Raw genomic sequence first — 16532 nt, forward strand, 5'->3', positions numbered from 1 at the left:
GGTGAGCACCGACATAGCGTTCTTCCTCGCGCCCGATGACCGTAGCGCCGCCGGCACGCACCTGGGAGGCCCGAAGAGCCGGTTCACATCGGTGACCGGCCGCCACTTCTACGCCGACGACGCGGTGAACGAGTGGGACACCTACTTTGCGAGCCCGTCGCCGGACCGGACCTTCTGGCAGCGCACCAACTGGATCGTGCCCGTGACCAACGACGGCAGCGGCATGTTCGCCCTTCCGGCCAGGCTGACCTCCGCGCTGGCCAGCGCCGACGCGGAGGAACTGGAGGAGCTCGCCGACCGCTGGAGCGAAAGACTCCGCCGCGAGGACGGCGACGACATGACCGACGACGACCTCCTCGCCATCGTGCGATCAGTCGCGCAGCTGGCAACCAGCGCCGTGACCACCGGAGGCAGCCTCTACTGCTGGTTCTACTGAGCCTGCGGCAGCCCTTCTACTGCTTCGACCGGCGGTGTGCTTCCAGGCCTTCGACGATCGCCTGTGCGACGGGAGACGGGTCTGATCCGTCCACGGCGAAGCCGTCGACGACCTCGACTCCGGGCTGGGCCATCATCCGGGGTGTGACCCCGCGGTGGGGCCAGGTCGCGGTGTGCACCATGAAGGGGTGGCACAGGTACACGTCGCCGGCCCGGCCGGTGACGTGGACGACCTGCCGGTGCAGGACCGAGGGCCGCAAGGCCTCGACGACGGCGCACCCGGACATCCCCGCCTCCCCGGCCCGGGCCAGCACTGGTGGGACGAACAGGTGCGATCCCACCAGCAGCCGCGTCGGCGCGTCCTCGGGGCCGACGTCGGAGAACAGGAAGAACGCGGTCAGTCCGCGGCCACGGGAGCGGACGTCCGTCCAATAGTCCTCGCCGCCCCACCAGTTGCCCTCGACGTGGTAACCGGTACCGGGCCAGTCCTCGGACGGGAACCGCACCGGGACCTCGCCGCCCACCGTCGGCCTCCTGGTCCACCGCCCCTCACCGATGAGCCGGTCATGGGCCGCGCCGAGCTTCGGCGAGGCGGCGGCCACGGCGAACGGCTCGGTGTCGGGCAGGACAGTCGCACGATCGGCGCCGTCCACGTTCCACGGTCCCCGCGAAGCACGCCCCGGTCGGCCAGCGCGGCCCACAGGTCCTCCCGACAGGCGGCCGCCGTGGCACTGTCGAACGCCTGGTCGAGGTGGACCTTTACAGCGGGCGGCCCAACCCGCGGTTTCCACTGCGGCCCGCCGCCGTCGACGAGTTGAGGCGTCGGATCTCGGCGCTCACACCGGCGGCCGAAGGCGGGCGACTGTACGACGGGCTCGGCTACCGAGGACTGCGGGTCCTGACCGGCCGGGACGACACCGCCGCCGGGATCGTGGTCTCCGGCGGGCTGGTGACCCTCCGCACCCCGGACGGCTCACTGCGCCGCCTGCGGGACCCTGGGCGAGCGTTGGAACGCTGGCTCCTCGACCAGGGTGTAGAAGACCTGGACCCCGAACTCGTCTCGACGGTCCGCGAGGAGCTCGCACGCTGAGACGCGCGAGAAGTCAGCTGGGCCGACTTCTCGTGCGGGCGGCGCTTTGGGGGGCGGTCAGCCGGACGGGTCCTGGGCGGCTTGCCGGAGCACGGCGCGCAGCAGGGCGTCCGCATGGCCGGGCGTGGCGAGCCATCGCCGCATCTCGACATGGGCGGCGTGGCGGCGGGGGCTGATGGCGCGGACCGGGCGGGAGAACTGGGCGTTCAGGCACCACCAGCGGGAGAGCCGGGCCCAGGCGCGGCGGGTGCTCACTCGGGGTCCGTGACGCAGAGGTAGATCGGGTGGGTGGACTCGATCCCGATGTACGCGATCGCCCGCACCGCGCCGAACTCGACCAGCTGGTGGGCGATCCGGGCGGCGGAGGCCTCGCTGAACAGGTCGGCGAGGTAGCCGGCCTGGTCGTCGTCGAGCGGGAGCCGGGCGAGGCTGACGCGGATGGCGTCGAGGGCATCGGAGAGCTTGGCGAAGGTGGCGGCCCTGGTGATGCCCTTGATCTCCACCGAGACGGGGAAGGGGAGTTCGACGTTCACCGCGCGCCTCCTTCGAGCAGCGCCCACATCACCTTGCCGATGCCGCCGGGGCGGGGGTGGCAGCCCCAGCTCGCGGCGAGCTGGGAGACGAGCCAGAGGCCACGGCCCGCCTCGGCATCCTCGGGGGCGGGGTGCACGGCGGGCCGACGCGGGTCCGCGTCGTGGACTTCGATGCGGAGGGAGGCGGGCAGGAGTTCGAGCTGGAGGTAGATGAGCCGCCCGGACGGGGTCTTGGCGTGCAGGACGGCGTTGGTGAGGAACTCGCTGAGGATCAACTCACCGGAGTCGCGGAGTGATTCGCCGCGCCGGTGGCCGGCGAGGAAGGTGCGGAGCTGACGTCGGGCGAAGCCGACGGACTGGTGGTGCCGGGGCAGCCAGCAGGAGTACTCGCTGGCGGGGCCGGGCGGCTTCTCCAACGTTCCGGGCATGGCAGGGCCTCCTCCGGGAGTGATGGGAAAGATCGCGATCCGAGCCCAGGCAAAGAGATGCCCGAGCAGTGATCCATCGCGATCACGCTGTGTGGTGCAATGCACTACGCCAAGTAGCATGCCTCCTGCGGACGCTTCGTCGCAACACTGGACATCAATTCGCATATGCTCTTTTGGAACTGATGTGACGAAGCCCCATCCATCACGTCAGACTGTCGTGCAACAACAGAGCGCGATGAGGGGAGGTCGGTGCGTGACCGCAATGCCAACGGTGCGCCGCCGGATGCTGGGTGCGGAGCTCCGGAAGATCCGGGATGGCCTGCGCCTCACGGTTGACGAGGTCGCGGCCCGGCTCGGCTGGCACCAGTCCAAGGTCAGCCGGCTGGAGAACGGCCGCTATGGTGTACGTGCGAACGAGGTCGGGATACTGCTCGACGTCTACCAGGTCACCGACCCGGAAACCCGCGAGGCACTCGCAACGCTGGCGCGCGAAGGCAAGCGTCGAGTCTGGTGGCAGCCATACTCCGATGTGATCACACAGCACTACGCTTCGTTCATCAGCTTCGAGGCGGAGGCGGTGTCGATCCGGAACTTCGAGTCGTCGCTCGTGCCGGGCCTGCTCCAGACTGCCGACTACGCACGTGCCCTGATCCGGCAGCTCGAGTCAGAGGCCACATCTGATGAGGTCAACGCGCTGGTCGACGTGCGCTTGGCTCGCCAGAACGCGACGCTGCGGCGCGAGGATCCGTTGAAACTCTGGGCGATCGTGGACGAGGCCGCGCTTCGCCGCCTGATCGGCAGCCAGGCCATCATGGCAAAGCAGTTGCAGCAGCTCGCTGCCGTCTCCAAGGAACCACACGTGACCTTGCAGGTGGTGCCGTTCTCGGCTGGCGCTCACGCAGGCATTCATGGATCGTTCGCAGTTCTGGAGTTTCCTGTCCGAGGAGATCTCGACGTGGTGTACACCGAGGCGCTGACGAGTAGCCTCTACCTCGAACGAGATAACGACGTCGCAGCCTACGACCAGGCGTTTGATCGACTGCGGGCAGCAGCTCTCGACGTTGCGCCGTCACGACGGCTTATCGCGCAGATCGCAAAGGAACTTGAGTGATGATCACCCCTCATAGCGGCTTGGACCTGAGTCGTGCTACCTGGCGCAAGAGCAGGTTCAGTGCCAACCAAGGAAACTGCGTCGAGGTCTCCGACGACTTCCCCGGAATCGTCCCAGTTCGAGACTCCAAGGACCCCAACGGCCCTGCGCTCGCCTTCCCGGCTGACGCGTGGAGGGCATTCATCGCCGCTATCAAGGACCGGGACATCCCCAACATCTGAACAGGGCTGCGCGAGAAGTCGGCCGGGTCGACTTCTCGCGCAGTCCATCGTTCAGCGGCCGACTTCGCGTAGGCGGAAGTCCTCCACCGTCTCCCTTCGGATCAGCAGGCGGGCGCGACCATCGCGAACCGCCGCCACCGCCGGGCGGCCTACCAGGTTGTAGCCGGACGCCATCGAGAGCTGGTACGCGCCGGCCGCTGGTACCGCGAGCAGATCGCCCGGGCGAAGGTCGGCGGGCAGCACGGCGTCGCGTACCAGCACGTCGCCCGCCTCGCAGTGGCGGCCGACCACGTCCACCCGGGCCGTGCCCGCGTCGGACCGCCGGCCCACCAGCCGGACGCTGTACTCCGATCCGTACAGCGCCGGGCGCGGGTTGTCGCTCATCCCGCCGTCCACCGCCGCGAAGCAGTGGCCGTCGGCGCCGTGCTTCACCGACAGCACCCGGTAGACCGCCACTCCCGCCGGCCCGGCGACGGCCCGGCCCGGCTCGACGATCAGTCGCGGCACTTCCAACCCGGCCTCCGCGCAGCGCACGGCCAGCCGATCCGTCACCCGGACCGCGAACTCGGGGAGGTCGAACCCCTCATCCCCAGGTAGGTACTTGATTCCGTGCCCGCCACCGAGGTCGAGTTCGGGCAGCTCCACGCCGTGCCGCTCCCGCACCTCGGCCAGCAGCCGCACCAGCGCGTCCACCGCCCGCAGGTACGGTTCCACCTCCGTGATCTGCGAGCCCAAGTGGCAATGCAGCCCCGCCAGTTCCAGGCCTGGCTGGTCGAGCACCCGGGCGATCGCATCGGCCGCGTCGCCGCCCTCGATCGGGAAGCCGAACTTCTGCCCACCCATGCCGGTCCGCACCGCCGCGTGATGCCCCGCCGCGATCCCGGGCACCACCCGCACCAGCACCTTCTGCGGGGTGTCCGCAGCCACCAACGCGGCCAGCCTGGCGATCTCCGCCGGGCCGTCGATCACGATCCGCCCGACCCGCAGCCGCCGCGCCAGCCGCAGCTCCTCCGGGGACTTGGCGTTGCCGTGCAGCAGGATCCGCTGCGCCGGGAAGCCGGCCGAGACCGCGAGCCACAGTTCGCCGGAGGAGCATACGTCCAGGCCGAGCCCCTCCTCCCCCACCCAGTCGGCCATCGCGCTGCACAGGAAGGCCTTGGCCGCGTACAGCACCTCGGCGTGCGGCAGCGCCCGCCGGTAGGCCCGCGCACGACTGCGCACCTCGCCCTCGTCCAGCACGTACAGCGGCGTGCCGAACCGCTCGGCCGCCTCCACCAGCCCGACCCCGCCGACCAGCAGATCGGCTCCCGGGCCCGGCCGCGCCGAGGCCGGCCAGGGGCCGCCGAGCGCATCGGCGGGGTCGGGGGCGGGGACGGAAGAAACAGCAGGGGCAGCGAGCTGGGTCATGGTGGCACTCCTCCGGGTCAGTCTTCGAACTGCATCGCGATGCGGCAGTGCGCCGGGCGGCTGCGGTCGTGGGCGGTGGCCGGCTCCGGGGTCCGTACCGTGGGTTCCGGCTGCTCGGCCGGACGGTCGACGAGCCGGACCACCCGGCGTAGCGGAGGTTCGACGGCGAGGGCGGTGTCGTTCATGGCTGGGGTCCCTTCGGACGGTGGGCCGCTCGGCCCGGACACCTCCAGTGGAAACCCTCCGCACACCGATCGCACCCGCCCTTGACACAGGCCGTACGCCCCGGCCGCCGACCTTGACGCCCTCCTGACACACGCCCGGAACGGACGTTCGAGTCGATCGCGCACGGTGTCAGGGAGCTGTCAAGAACGGCCGCTTCCCCGCCAAGCCCGCGTCAACGGCCGCATGCGCCGAGGAATCCGGTGGTGGGCTGTGCGCCGTTCCCCCGTCGCCACCGAGCCCGCCGCCCTTCGACCGGGCGGCCCGGAAGGTCCCCGAGACGATGCACCGTTCGGCCCTCACTCCACCGGACACCACCAGCGACCGGCAGAACTGGTTCCGCCGCCCGGACCGTACGCCCGAGCCGCCACCGGAACACCCGAGCCACCGGCCGTCCGCGCCCCGGGGCCGCCGCACGCTGATCAACCGGCAGCAGCTCGCCGAGGCGCTGCCCGCCGCCGTCCGCAAGCTGCACCCGCGCACGATGATGCGCAACCCGGTGATGCTCGTGGTCGAGACCGGCTCGGCGCTGACCACGATCAGCGCCGTCATCCACCCGGGCGTCTTCGCCTGGGTGATCTCCTTCTGGCTCTGGCTGACCGTGCTGTTCGCCAACCTCGCCGAGGCCGTCGCCGAGGCGCGCGGCAAGGCGCAGGCCGACTCGCTGCGCCGCGCCCAGGCCGGGACGACGGCCCGGCGGCTGCTGCACTGGCGGGTCGGCACCCGCGACCACCGCCACGAGGTGCTCCCCGCCGAGGAGTTGATGCTGCACGACATCGTGCTCGTCCCGGCCGGGGAAGTCATCCCGCAGGACGGCGAGGTGGTCGAGGGCGTGGCGAGCGTCGACGAGTCGCCGATCACCGGCGAGTCCGCGCCCGTGATCCGCGAGTCCGGCGGCGACCGTACGGCCGTCACCGGCGGGACGAAGGTGCTCTCCGACCACCTGGTCGTCCGGGTGACCTCGCGCCCCGGGCAGAGTTTCGTGGACCGGATGATCGCGCTGGTCGAGGGCGCCGACCGGCAGAAGACGCCGAACGAGATCGCGCTGAACATCCTGCTCGCCTCCCTCACCATCGTCTTCCTGCTGTCCGTCGTCTCGCTCCAGCCGATGGCGATCTACGCCCACGCCCCGCAGACCACCATCGTGCTGGTGGCGTTGATGGTCGCGCTGATCCCGACCACCATCGGTGCCCTGCTGTCGGCGATCGGCATCGCCGGGATGGACCGGCTGGTCCAGCGCAATGTGATCGCCCTGTCCGGCCGGGCAGTTGAGGCTGCGGGCGACGTGGACGTGCTACTGCTGGACAAGACCGGCACCATCACCCACGGCAACCGCCGGGCCGTCGCGCTGCACCCGCTGCCCGGCGCGAGCACCGAACAGCTCGCCGAGGCAGCCCGGTTGGCGTCGGTCGCGGACGAGACCCCGGAGGGGCGCTCGATCGTCGAACTGACGGACCGCCAGTATTGGATATCGCCACGCTCTCCCGGCGAACTGGGCGAGCAGCGGCCCGTCCCGTTCAGCGCGCACAGCCGGATGAGCGGCGTGGACCTCACCTGGTCCGACGGCAGCGGCTGCCTGATCCGCAAGGGCGCGGCGGCGGCCGTCGCCCGCTGGGTGGTGGACTCCGGCGGACGGATCCCCATGGAGGCCAAGCCGCTGGTCGACGGGATCGCCGAGGCCGGCGGCACCCCGCTGCTGGTCGCCGTGCACGACCGGCACGGCGCCCGCGCGCTGGGCGTGGTCGAGCTCAAGGACGTGGTCAAGGAGGGCATCGCCGAACGCTTCGCCGAGCTGCGGCGAATGGGCATCCGCACCGTGATGGTCACCGGCGACAACGCGCTGACCGCCAGGGCGATCGCCGACGAGGCCGGGGTGGACGACTTCCTCGCGGAGGCCACCCCCGAGGACAAGCTCGCCCACCTGCGGCGCGAACAGGCCGCCGGGAACATGGTCGCGATGACGGGCGACGGCACCAACGACGCGCCCGCCCTCGCCCAGGCCGACGTCGGCGTGGCGATGAACTCCGGCACCCCGGCCGCCAAGGAGGCCGGCAACATGGTCGACCTCGACTCCAACCCGGCGAAGCTGATCGACATCGTCCGGGTCGGCAAGCAACTCCTCATCACCCGGGGCGCGTTGACCACCTTCTCGATCACCAACGACGTGGCCAAGTTCTTCGCGATCATCCCCGCGATGTTCGCGAACGCCTACCCCGGGCTGCACCACCTCAACATCATGGGCCTGCACAGCCCCACCTCGGCGATCGCCTCCGCGATCATCTTCAACGCGCTGATCATCATCGCCCTGATCCCGCTGGCGCTACGCGGCGTGCGTTACCAGCCCGCCTCCGCGACCGAGCTGCTGCGGCGCAATCTGCGGGTGTACGGGCTGGGCGGGCTGGTCCTGCCGTTCCTCGGCATCAAGGCGATCGACCTGCTGATCGAGTTCGTGCCGGGCCTCGGGTGACTCCGATCGGGGGCGCCTGTCAGCAGGCCGTCAAGAAAGCGTGTGACCGGCGTCATGGTCGTGTCAGCGCCGGTACGGACGAGGTGGTTCCGGGGTTCACTGGAGCCATCCGAAGCAAGGAGCACCCAACCGGCGGAACTCGGCCGGAGTGAGCTACCGGAGAGACGGAGGCGAACGGCCATGACCGGAACCACGAGCGGGACCACCCGGGTGATCGTCGGTCTGAGCGGATCACTGAGCAGCCTGGCCGCCCTCTACCACTCCGTCGGCGAGGCGGCCCGGCACGCGGCCGTGCTGGTGCCCGTCGCCGCCTGGACGGTGGGCGACAAGGACGGGCTGCGCCCGCTGTCCGAGCTGGAGCACGCCGCCCGGCGGCGCCTGGACGTCGCTTTCGAGCAGGCCTACGGCGGCTACCCGTCCGGCCTGGTCATCCGCCCGATGGTGGTGAACGCCGATCCGGGGCCCGCCCTGGTCGCCGCCGTCACCGGGGCGGACGACCTGCTCGTCCTCGGCGCCGCCGCCCGGCGCCGCTTCGACCGGCTGCGCGGCACGTCGGTGGCCCGGTACTGCCGGCACCGGGCGGGCTGCCGGGTGGTCGAGGTCTCGCCGTCGGCGCTGCTGACCCGGCTGGAGCTGCCCGCCCGTACGGGGGCACCGCTGCCGCTGCTCGCCTGGTAGCCGAGGGTCACGCCGGGTCCGGCAGGTGTGCGCTGAGCCAGCCGAGCGAGGCCGGGATCAGCCGGTCCCAGGTGGTGAAGTTGTGGCCGCCGGTGTCCACCGTCGCCTGGGCCACCACCAGCGGTGGCCGGGCCTTCGCCGCGAAGGCGGTGGAGTCGGCGTACGTGCCGCCGTCCTGCTTGCTGTCGGCGAGCAGCACGGCGAGCGCGGGCACCGGCAGGTGGGCCAGGCGCCAGTTCAGGTCGGCCTCGTTCCGGCGCTGCGCGCTGCCGCCGAAGAGGTCTCCGGTGGTCACGTCCTCCGCCGCCTTGAAGTAACCGGAGAGCGAGACCGCGACCGGGAACGTGCCCGGGTGCACCATCCCGAGCTTGACGGCGCAGTAGCCGCCGGTGGAGTCGCCCATGACGCCGAGGCTGCCCGCGCCGCCGAGCACCCGGTAGCCGGCCCGCAGGTCGGCGGGCACGTCCGTGGTGAAGTAGCTCTGCGCCTGCGGGCCGTGCGGGACGTCCTCGCACTCGCTGTCCCGGGGCATGCTGGGCGAGGGCCGCATCAGGACCAGGACGGTCGGTTTCATCGCGCCCTTGCCCAGCAGGTCGAGTTCGGTGGCCGGGTAGCGCAGCTTGGTGACCAGGTTGGTGGCGTCGCCGGGGAAGCCGGTCATCACCAGCACGGCGGGGAAGTGCCTGCCCTCGTAGCCGGGCTGGAAGTACTGCGGCGGCAGGTAGACGTACCCGTCGGTGCTCAGGCCCGTGGTGCCGCCGGGCAGCCGCACCCTGTCCAGCCGGCCGATCCGGGACGGGTCCCGGCTGACCGAGCCGGCGCCGGTGATCTTGGCCGTGCCGAGCACCTGCACCCCGGCCGGCCCGCTGTTCGGGGTCCCGCCACTACCCGGGGGCCCGCCGCTGCTCGGGCTCCCGCCACTGCCCGGAGTCCCGCCGGCGCCGTGGATGACGCCGGCGCTGTGCTCGCGCCCGAGCAGGTCGGACCAGCTGCTGTAGAAGACGAAGTAGTCGTTGACGGCGAGCCCGAGCGCGGCGAGCAGCGCCAGCTGGGTGACGGCGATGGTGCCGAGCCGCAGGAACATCGCGGGCCAGCTGCGGACGGCGAGCTTCGGCCAGACCCAGAGCGTGCCGAGCACGGTGAACACCGCGAGCAGCGCCGCCAGCGCCAGCAGCTTGTGACTGGTGAGTCCCATCGGTCCCGGCCTCCCCTACCACTGTGGACCACCGGCCGGGGAACCGGCTCACCTCACTCACCGTAGCCGTGGCTTTCCGGCCAGCGCCTGCCACACCTGGTCGCGCAGGAACGGCGGGTCGGTGAAGCGGATGCCGGTGGCGTCGCGCAGCGCGTTGGCGAAGGCGGGGGCGACCGGGTTGAACGGGCTCTCGCTCATCGACTTGGCGCCGAGCGGCCCGATCGCGTCCGAGGTGGTGCTGAAGTGCACCTCGGTGCGCGGCACGTCGGCGTACGCCGGGAGCCGGTAGCGGCGGAAGGCGGCGGTGGTGACCTCGCCGTGCTCGTCCAGCAGCACGCGTTCGAACAGCGTCGCGCCGAGTGCCTGGGCGACCCCGCCCTCGACCTGGCCGCGGCACTGCATCGGGTTCAGCACCCGCCCGGCGTCGGCGCCGTGGACGCTGCGCAGGATGCGGATCTCCCCGGTGTCGGGGTCGACGGCGATCCGGAACCACTGCGAGTTGAAGGCCACCGAGCGCGGCGAGCCGCCCCAGTGCCCGGCGGCGGAGAGTTCCACCCCGCGGTCGCGCGCGGCCTCGTGCAGCTCCTTCAGCGGGATGCTCCGCCCCTCGCACTCCACCGTCTCCGCGCCGAGCCGCACCAGGGCGCGCGGGCTGCGGGCGTACTCGGCGGCGAAGGCGGTCAGCCCCTCGGCCAGCGCGTCGGCGGCCCGCAGCACCGCCTTTCCGGCGACCACCGTGCCCGCCGAGCCGAAGGCGCCGGTGTCGTGCCGGACCACGTCGGTGTCGGACTGCCGGACGGCGATCCGGTCAACGGTCGTGCCGAGCGCCCCGGCCGCGATCTGCCGGTGCACGGTGGTGGTGCCGTTGCCGAACTCGGCGGTGCCCACGGCCAGGTCGTAGCCGCCGTCGGCGAGCAGGCTGACGGTGGCGTCGGCGAAGTGCCCGCCGGGCGGGCCGGTGGCGATCATCGCCATCGCGAAGCCCTGGCCGACCAGCCAGCCCTCGGGGGCGTCGGCGGCGCTGCGGTCGTCGGCGAGGGCGTCGCGCACCACCTGGAGGCACTGGTCCAGGCCGTAGCTGGCGATGTGCAGGTCCTCCTCCTCGCCGCCGGGGCTGTGCATCGACTCGCCGGGGCCGATCACGTTCCGCTCCCGGAACTCCAGCGGGTCGACGCCGAGCCGGCGGGCGAGCTCGTCCATCGCGGACTCGACGGCGAAGGTCACCTGCCCGAGGCCGTAGCCGCGGAAGGCGCCGGCCGGCACGGCGTTGGTGTACACCGAGTACGCGTCGACCTTCTTGTGCGGCACCCGGTAGACGCCCATCGACTCGCCGACGCTGTGGAACATCACCGCCGGGCCGTGGTTGCCGTACGCCCCGGTGTTCGCCACCACCCGGAACTGCAGCGCGGTCAGCGTGCCGTCGGCCTTCGCGCCCGCCTTGACGGTGATGGTGAACGGGTGCCGGGTGGTGGCGCCGTGGAACTGCTCGGCCCGGGTGAACTCCAGTTTCACCGGGCGGCGCAGGCGCAGCGCGGCGAGCACCGCGATGTCCTCGGTGAGCATCTCCTGCTTGCCGCCGAAGCCGCCGCCGACCCGGCCGGCCACCACCCGGACCCGCTCCTCGGGCAGGTCGTACAGGGCGCACAGGGCGCGCCGGGTGAGGAAGGGCACCTGGGTGCTGGAGCGGACCACGAGCCGGTCCACGGCGCCCTCGGATTCCTCGGATTCCTCGGATTCCTCGAAGTACACCAGGCAGCCGTGGGTCTCCAGGCTGGCGTGCTGGACCCGCTGGGTGCGGAAGGTCTCCTCGTACACCACGTCGGCCTCGGCGAACCCCTGCTCCACGCTGCCGAGTTCACCGTGCACCTCGCCGCAGACGTTGTCCTGCGGACGGGCGATCCGCGACTCCGCGCCCTTGGGGTGCAGCACGGGCGCGCCGGGGGCCATCGCCTCCTCCGGATCGAGCACGTACGGGAGTTGCTCGTACTCGACGACGATCCGCCGGCACCCCTCCTCGGCGGCGGCCTCGCTGTCGGCGACCACGGCGGCGACCCGCTGGCCGACGAAGCGGACCACGTCGTCCAGCACCCGGGTGTCGTCCGGGTCCTCGGTGGGGTGCTCGTGCCGGGCGGAGGAGTAGAGCCGCTCGGGCGCGTCGCGGTGGGTGAGGACGGCGTGCACACCGGGGACGCGCAGGGCGGCCGCGGTGTCGATGGCGAGGATCCGGGCGTGCGGGTGCGGGGAGCGGAGCAGCTTCATGTGCAGCAGGCCGGGCACGTCCAGGTCGAAGGTGTAGCGGGCCGTGCCGGTGACCACCTGCGGGCCGGCCGGGGCGCCGAGGTTGCGGCCGACGGCGTGGCCGGGGTCGGGCTCCTCGGTGTGGCGGACGCCGTTGACCGCGTCCTCGATCGCCCGGTAGCCGGTGCAGCGGCACAGGTTGCCCTTCAAGGCGCGCGGCAGGTCGGTGAGTTGGTCCTCGTCCAGGGCGGTGGTGGTCATCAGGAAGCCGGCCGTGCAGAAGCCGCACTGGAAGCCCTGGGCGTCCAGGAAGCGCTGCTGCATCGGGTGCAGTTCGCCGTCCGGGCCGGCCAGGCCCTCCACGGTGGTGACGGACCGGCCGTCGGCGCGGGCCGCCGGGTAGAGGCAGCTGTGCACCGGGTTGCCGTCGACCTGGACGGTGCAGGCGCCGCAGTCGCCCGCGTCGCAGCCCTTCTTCACGCCGAACCAGCCGCGTTCGCGCAGGTAGGTGCGCAGGCACTGGCCGGGGCGGGGCTCGGCGTCGGTGGGCCTGCCGTTGACGTGCGTCGCGAAGCTCATCGCGCTGCCTCCTCGGTGGGATCGGGTTCGGTCAGCTCGCGGCGGATCTGCTCGGCGAAGCGGAGGGTGAGGTGCCGCCGCCAGGCGGGCAGGCCGTGGATGTCGTCGAAGTACTCCTCCGGCCGGATGCCGTCCAGGATCGCCTCCTCGACGGCCGCCGCGTTCGGGGCGGGCGGGAACCAGAACCGGAACGGGCGGACGGTCGAGGCGGTGACGGTGAGGGTGAGCGAGCCGTCCGCCCGGTCCAGGGTGCCGATGAGCAGGGCGGCGGAGCGGCCCAGTCCGTACAGCGAGGCCTGGCGGAAGGCGGTACGGCCGGCCAGGGCGCGGGCCGGCAGGGTGATCGAGCGCAGCAGTTCGCCGGGCTCCAGGTCCTTGCGCCCGGCGCCGGTGACGAACTGCGCCGCCGGGGCGCGGCGTTGCTCACCGGAGGGGGCGCGCAGCAGGCAGACGCCGTCCAGGGCCGCGGTGAGCGAGATCATCGGGCCGGCGGGCAGGGCGTTGCACAGGTTGCCGCCGACGGTGGCCGCGTTCCAGATCTTCCAGGAGGCCAGGAACGCCCGGCAGCACTGCTCGACCAGCGGCGCGGCCGTCCAGTCCGCGGTCCGCGCGTACCGGGAGAGCTGGGCGACAGTGCAGGTCGCGGCGATCTCCAGGCCGCCGTCCGGGGTGGGGGTGAGCGGCTCCCAGCCCATCCGGCCGAGGTCGATCAGCCGGCGGATGTGCGGCTGCGGTTCGGAGAAGAGATACGTTCCGCCGCCGAGCCAGGCGTCGCCGGGCCGCCAGGAGCCGCCGAGGCGGGCGTCCCGTATCTCGGCCACCGTGTTCAGATCCATGTCGCCCCACCGTCCCCGGCCGGTCTCGTTCGTTCGGTAGGGCGATTGAAGCTCTCGGCGGGTGGGCGTCACGAGTGGGTCCGGGCACCATTCGCACCCGCTCGGTGCTGGTGGATCATCCAGGGGCTTCAGGGGAGCCGTGCACTCCGCACACCAACTTCGACAAGGGTGTCGAAGTTGGCATGTCCGGGCTATGCTGTCGACAGGCCCGAAGGTGAATTCTTGCCCCCGTCGACAGAACTCCCGCACTTGGTTGAGAGTCTGACGAAGCGTCAACTCGTTGCGCGCCCCTTCACCGTCCGGCCCGTCCGAGCGTGCCCCGGACCGTCTGCCGCCGTTGTACGGAAGGTGAGTCGCCGCGCCCGCCCACGCCCCCCGGTACCCCCGCCGAGGAAGAGGTTTCCCATGACGACGTCCCGGCTCTTCCCCCGCCCCCGCCAGGCGGCGGTACTGCTCGCCGTCCTCGGTCTGCTCGTCCTGGAGGAGGTCGCCCTCGGCCTGGCCGAGGAGGAGGACCGCCCGGTCATCGGCGGCGCCCTGATCGGCGTCTCCTGTTCCGGCCTGCTGGTCGTCGGAGCGGTCCTGTTCAGCCGCTGGCTCGACGCCCGCCGCCCGCTCCCGCTCCCCCCGCCCGGCCCCAACGGGCGCGAGTACAGCGCCCGCGCCCTGGAGGGCTTCCCGATGGAGGCCGTCCGCCCCCTGCTGCTCACCGAACACGCGCCCCAGCTCGGCCAGTTGTACTCGGCCTGGATGCTCGCCAGGAGCGGCCGCCCGGCCCCCTGGATCGCCCGCCGGCTGGACCTCCCGCTCGACGCCGTCCAGCTGCTGGTCGACGCCGCCCGGGGCCGCGCCGACACCCCGCCGCCCGGGCACTGGTAGCACCGAGCCGGCCCCGGAACCGCAATGCGCGGTTCCGGGGCCGGAGTTCGGGTTCGGGATGCTTTCCCCGATCAGCTCTCGCGGGCCGAGGCGTCGTCGATCAGGAACGCGGTGCCCGGAGTCGTCCCGGTCTCGTGGGAGACCAGCTTGAGGCCGATGGTGGTCCCCCAGCCGACCTGCCCGATGAACGGGGAGAGGTCCACCGCCTGGTACTGGTAACCGCCGGTCGCGTTCTGGCTGGTCCAGGTCTTCACCGTGCCGAGCGGCTGCCCGGTGTACTGGTCGATCGCCACCAGCGACAGCGTGTCCGGCGCGGCGGCCGAGGTGTTGGTCGACTCGGTGTCGAGCCAGAAGGAGAAGGTCGCCCGCCCGTAGCCCGGGTAGGTGTTCAGGTAGGTGGTGATGGAGTCGTCCGTCCCGGTGTTCTGGCCGAGCCAGGCGTACCAGGAGCCCGAGTGCGGCGCGTGCAGGCTGGACGGGGTGATGATGTTGTAGCCCGACGGGCCCCAGGAGTCCGTCATCACCGTGTGGTTGACGTCCGCCGAGCCGTTCTCGAAGCCGGGGTCGATGAGCTGCTCGATCCCGCCGCAGCCCTCCCCGCCGCCCGCGCTGACGCTCTCCCAGAAGCCGGTGGACGCCGCCTTGCCCGCCGCGTCCGTCGCCGTCACGTTGATCCGCTGGTAGCCGTCGGTCGCGGCCGCGGTGCCGGAGATGACCCCGCTGTGCGCGTCGATCGCCAGCCCCTTCGGCAGCCCGGTGGCGCTGTAGGTGAGGGCCGAACCGCTGCTGGAGACGCCCACCGCCGGGATCGACAACGGCTGCCCGGCCTTGTCGGTCCGGTCGCACATGGTGCTCACCGACACCGGCGGGCTTGTCACCACCGGATCCGAGGCCATGCACAGGTGGTCGGTGTTGGACCACAGGGTCTGCAGCGGGAAGCTGCCCGTCGACAGGTCCTCGAAGAACAGCCCGCCGTTGGAACCCTTGGGGATCCAGGCGCACTTGTCGCCGATCTCCTGGCCGGTGGCGTCCGTCCAGCCGCCCGGGGTGTTCGGGTCGCTCACCGTCTCCGCGTACTCGTGGCCGCCGATGATCCCGTAACCGTCCAGCCGGCCCCTCGGGGTGTTCTCACCGAACCAGTTGGTGCCGCAGCCGGCCACGTCCGTCAGGTACGGCATGTTGGTGTAGGCGAGCTGGCCGTACGGCGAGCGCTGGAAGTCGTGCCAGGCGCAGTAGCCCAGCTCCTTCCACTTGTCCGGGTCGGTGCCCTGCGGCGAGTCGATGATGTACTGGACGTTGCGGTTCTGCGCCTCGGTCAGGTTGCCGAAGTGCTTGGCGGCGGCCAGCGCCTCGGCACCGAGCTGCGGCTCGGTCGCGGCCTGCGGCGCGGGGGCGCTGTTGTCCACCCAGACGCCCGCGAGGACGCTCCCCTGCTGGGGGTACGGGATGTGCGCGGACCCGGCCGGGCACTGGACGGAACCGGCGGCGATCCCCTCGCAGTACTGGGTCAGGACGGCGCTCCAGCCGTCGCCGGAGCTGCCGAGGCCCTTGAAGAAGTCCTGCTGGTACGGGGCGGCCTGGTCCGGGTCACCGGTCGTCACGGTGTCGCCGGACGAGTTGGTGGAGGACGTCCCCCACTGGGAGCCCCAGAGCACCAGGTAGACCTTGGGCGCGCCGATCACCACACCGGTCGACTCCTGGCCGCCCTTGTAGGTGACCTGGAGGTCGTACTGGTTCGCGACGTTGCCGTCGCCGTCCTTGCCGCCGGTGCCCGGGTCGGCGCCGTCCACCAGCTGGGGCGTCTTCTTGCCGCCCGTGTTCGCGGCGGCGACCGGGCCGGTCCTGGCCGCCTTGGCCCGGCGCGGGCCGGACTTCTGCGGGGCCGCGGCGGTCTTCGGGGTGCCCGGCTGGACCGCGACGGTGGCGGCCTGCGGCGCGTGGGAGTCGGCCATCGCGGACAGCGGGCTGCTGAGCGCGGCGCCGGCCAGGGCCGCCGCGAGCGCCACCAGGGCGGTGCGCGGGGCGCGTCGGGCGCGTTGGGAGGTGCGGGATCGGAATCTGAACACGGGTCGGGTTCCGTCTCTCGTGACATGGGGGAAGGGTGCACGGTTTGCGGTACGCGTACGGAGCTGACAGCTCGTCAACCGGATGCGGCGGGGGATGGGAACCGGATCTCGCCCGGGACCGCTGTGCAATGCGCCATATGATATTTC

General features: G+C 71.9%; 17 protein-coding genes. 7 read left to right on the plus strand and 10 right to left on the minus strand.

Going from position 1 to position 16532, the window contains the following annotated elements:
• The first annotated feature begins 1 nt into the window (after nucleotide 1).
• Nucleotides 2-436 carry a hypothetical protein gene (locus ACIG5E_RS13025; RefSeq protein ID WP_396533460.1) on the plus strand — a complete coding sequence of 145 codons (435 nt, stop codon included), beginning with the start codon at nucleotides 2-4 and terminating at the stop codon, nucleotides 434-436.
• Between the two features lie 16 nt (nucleotides 437-452).
• Here the strand turns inward: ACIG5E_RS13025 and ACIG5E_RS13030 are convergent, their stop codons facing one another.
• Nucleotides 453-1088, minus strand: coding sequence for a phytanoyl-CoA dioxygenase (locus ACIG5E_RS13030; RefSeq protein ID WP_396533461.1), 636 nt, complete (start codon nucleotides 1086-1088; stop codon nucleotides 453-455).
• Nucleotides 1089-1186: 98 nt separating this feature from the next.
• On the opposite strand from ACIG5E_RS13030, the gene ACIG5E_RS13035 reads away from it, so the two are divergent.
• Nucleotides 1187-1525, plus strand: a complete 339-nt coding sequence (locus ACIG5E_RS13035; protein WP_396533462.1) for a hypothetical protein — start codon at nucleotides 1187-1189, stop codon at nucleotides 1523-1525.
• Between the two features lie 57 nt (nucleotides 1526-1582).
• On the opposite strand, the gene ACIG5E_RS13040 is transcribed toward ACIG5E_RS13035, so the two are convergent.
• From ACIG5E_RS13040 to ACIG5E_RS13050, 3 genes are read right to left on the minus strand one after another with little or no spacing between them, the layout of a single operon-like run.
• Nucleotides 1583-1780 carry a hypothetical protein gene (locus tag ACIG5E_RS13040; RefSeq protein ID WP_396533463.1) on the minus strand — a complete coding sequence of 66 codons (198 nt, stop codon included), beginning with the start codon at nucleotides 1778-1780 and terminating at the stop codon, nucleotides 1583-1585.
• A complete protein-coding gene (locus ACIG5E_RS13045; RefSeq protein ID WP_396533464.1) occupies nucleotides 1777-2058 on the minus strand; it encodes a hypothetical protein in 282 nt (93 codons plus the stop codon). The genes ACIG5E_RS13040 and ACIG5E_RS13045 overlap by 4 nt, the downstream gene beginning before the upstream one ends.
• Entirely contained in the window at nucleotides 2055-2486 is a 432-nt protein-coding gene (locus tag ACIG5E_RS13050; RefSeq protein ID WP_396533465.1) for an ATP-binding protein, read from the minus strand. Before ACIG5E_RS13050 ends, ACIG5E_RS13045 begins: the two co-directional genes overlap by 4 nt.
• A 262-nt stretch (nucleotides 2487-2748) precedes the next feature.
• Here ACIG5E_RS13050 and ACIG5E_RS13055 point away from each other — a divergent pair, with 262 nt between their 5' ends.
• A complete protein-coding gene (locus ACIG5E_RS13055) occupies nucleotides 2749-3597 on the plus strand; it encodes a helix-turn-helix domain-containing protein (protein WP_396533540.1) in 849 nt (282 codons plus the stop codon).
• Nucleotides 3597-3818 carry a DUF397 domain-containing protein gene (locus ACIG5E_RS13060; RefSeq protein WP_396533466.1) on the plus strand — a complete coding sequence of 74 codons (222 nt, stop codon included), beginning with the start codon at nucleotides 3597-3599 and terminating at the stop codon, nucleotides 3816-3818. The genes ACIG5E_RS13055 and ACIG5E_RS13060 overlap by 1 nt, the downstream gene beginning before the upstream one ends.
• Before the next feature lie 51 nt (nucleotides 3819-3869).
• Here ACIG5E_RS13060 and lysA read toward each other — a convergent pair whose 3' ends face one another.
• Together lysA and ACIG5E_RS13070 are read right to left on the minus strand one after the other, a co-directional pair.
• Nucleotides 3870-5225 (minus strand): diaminopimelate decarboxylase, encoded by a 1356-nt coding sequence (lysA, locus tag ACIG5E_RS13065; RefSeq protein WP_396533467.1) that lies wholly within the window; start codon nucleotides 5223-5225, stop codon nucleotides 3870-3872.
• 17 nt (nucleotides 5226-5242) lie between these two features.
• Nucleotides 5243-5410, minus strand: coding sequence for a hypothetical protein (locus tag ACIG5E_RS13070; protein ID WP_396533468.1), 168 nt, complete (start codon nucleotides 5408-5410; stop codon nucleotides 5243-5245).
• A 320-nt stretch (nucleotides 5411-5730) separates the two neighbouring features.
• Between ACIG5E_RS13070 and kdpB the strand changes: the two genes are divergently transcribed.
• The gene (kdpB, locus tag ACIG5E_RS13075) at nucleotides 5731-7914 is read left to right on the plus strand and encodes a potassium-transporting ATPase subunit KdpB (protein WP_396533469.1); all 2184 of its coding nucleotides are present in this window, start codon (nucleotides 5731-5733) and stop codon (nucleotides 7912-7914) included.
• Nucleotides 7915-8094: 180 nt separating this feature from the next.
• Complete coding sequence (locus ACIG5E_RS13080; RefSeq protein WP_396533470.1) at nucleotides 8095-8592, plus strand: universal stress protein; 498 nt, start codon at nucleotides 8095-8097, stop codon at nucleotides 8590-8592.
• Nucleotides 8593-8599: 7 nt separating this feature from the next.
• On the opposite strand, the gene ACIG5E_RS13085 is transcribed toward ACIG5E_RS13080, so the two are convergent.
• From ACIG5E_RS13085 to ACIG5E_RS13095, 3 genes are read right to left on the minus strand one after another with little or no spacing between them, the layout of a single operon-like run.
• On the minus strand, nucleotides 8600-9787 hold the full coding sequence (locus ACIG5E_RS13085) for an alpha/beta hydrolase (protein WP_396533471.1): 1188 nt from the start codon (nucleotides 9785-9787) through the stop codon (nucleotides 8600-8602).
• Nucleotides 9788-9844: 57 nt separating this feature from the next.
• The gene (locus ACIG5E_RS13090) at nucleotides 9845-12604 is read right to left on the minus strand and encodes a molybdopterin-dependent oxidoreductase (protein WP_396533472.1); all 2760 of its coding nucleotides are present in this window, start codon (nucleotides 12602-12604) and stop codon (nucleotides 9845-9847) included.
• The gene (locus ACIG5E_RS13095) at nucleotides 12601-13440 is read right to left on the minus strand and encodes an FAD binding domain-containing protein (protein WP_396533473.1); all 840 of its coding nucleotides are present in this window, start codon (nucleotides 13438-13440) and stop codon (nucleotides 12601-12603) included. Before ACIG5E_RS13095 ends, ACIG5E_RS13090 begins: the two co-directional genes overlap by 4 nt.
• 405 nt (nucleotides 13441-13845) lie before the next feature.
• Between ACIG5E_RS13095 and ACIG5E_RS13100 the strand changes: the two genes are divergently transcribed.
• Nucleotides 13846-14319 carry a hypothetical protein gene (locus ACIG5E_RS13100; RefSeq protein ID WP_396533474.1) on the plus strand — a complete coding sequence of 158 codons (474 nt, stop codon included), beginning with the start codon at nucleotides 13846-13848 and terminating at the stop codon, nucleotides 14317-14319.
• Nucleotides 14320-14390: 71 nt separating this feature from the next.
• Here the strand turns inward: ACIG5E_RS13100 and ACIG5E_RS13105 are convergent, their stop codons facing one another.
• Nucleotides 14391-16385, minus strand: a complete 1995-nt coding sequence (locus ACIG5E_RS13105) for a putative Ig domain-containing protein (protein WP_396533475.1) — start codon at nucleotides 16383-16385, stop codon at nucleotides 14391-14393.
• Between the last annotated feature and the right edge of the window lie 147 nt (nucleotides 16386-16532).

This window comes from Kitasatospora sp. NPDC053057 (assembly GCF_044546945.1).
Classification (GTDB): Bacteria; Actinomycetota; Actinomycetes; order Streptomycetales; family Streptomycetaceae; genus Kitasatospora.

What these genes read in the sequence shown, in the direction of transcription:
- lysA (WP_396533467.1), bottom strand. Translation starts at nt 5,225, where the DNA reads ATGACCCAGCTCGCTGCCCCTGCTGTTTCTTCCGTCCCCGCCCCCGAC.
- ACIG5E_RS13090 (WP_396533472.1), bottom strand. Translation starts at nt 12,604, where the DNA reads ATGAGCTTCGCGACGCACGTCAACGGCAGGCCCACCGACGCCGAGCCC.
- ACIG5E_RS13080 (WP_396533470.1), top strand. Translation starts at nt 8,095, where the DNA reads ATGACCGGAACCACGAGCGGGACCACCCGGGTGATCGTCGGTCTGAGC.
- ACIG5E_RS13085 (WP_396533471.1), bottom strand. Translation starts at nt 9,787, where the DNA reads ATGGGACTCACCAGTCACAAGCTGCTGGCGCTGGCGGCGCTGCTCGCG.
- kdpB (WP_396533469.1), top strand. Translation starts at nt 5,731, where the DNA reads ATGCACCGTTCGGCCCTCACTCCACCGGACACCACCAGCGACCGGCAG.
- ACIG5E_RS13050 (WP_396533465.1), bottom strand. Translation starts at nt 2,486, where the DNA reads ATGCCCGGAACGTTGGAGAAGCCGCCCGGCCCCGCCAGCGAGTACTCC.
- ACIG5E_RS13060 (WP_396533466.1), top strand. Translation starts at nt 3,597, where the DNA reads ATGATCACCCCTCATAGCGGCTTGGACCTGAGTCGTGCTACCTGGCGC.
- ACIG5E_RS13095 (WP_396533473.1), bottom strand. Translation starts at nt 13,440, where the DNA reads ATGGATCTGAACACGGTGGCCGAGATACGGGACGCCCGCCTCGGCGGC.
- ACIG5E_RS13100 (WP_396533474.1), top strand. Translation starts at nt 13,846, where the DNA reads ATGACGACGTCCCGGCTCTTCCCCCGCCCCCGCCAGGCGGCGGTACTG.
- ACIG5E_RS13055 (WP_396533540.1), top strand. Translation starts at nt 2,749, where the DNA reads ATGCCAACGGTGCGCCGCCGGATGCTGGGTGCGGAGCTCCGGAAGATC.
- ACIG5E_RS13070 (WP_396533468.1), bottom strand. Translation starts at nt 5,410, where the DNA reads ATGAACGACACCGCCCTCGCCGTCGAACCTCCGCTACGCCGGGTGGTC.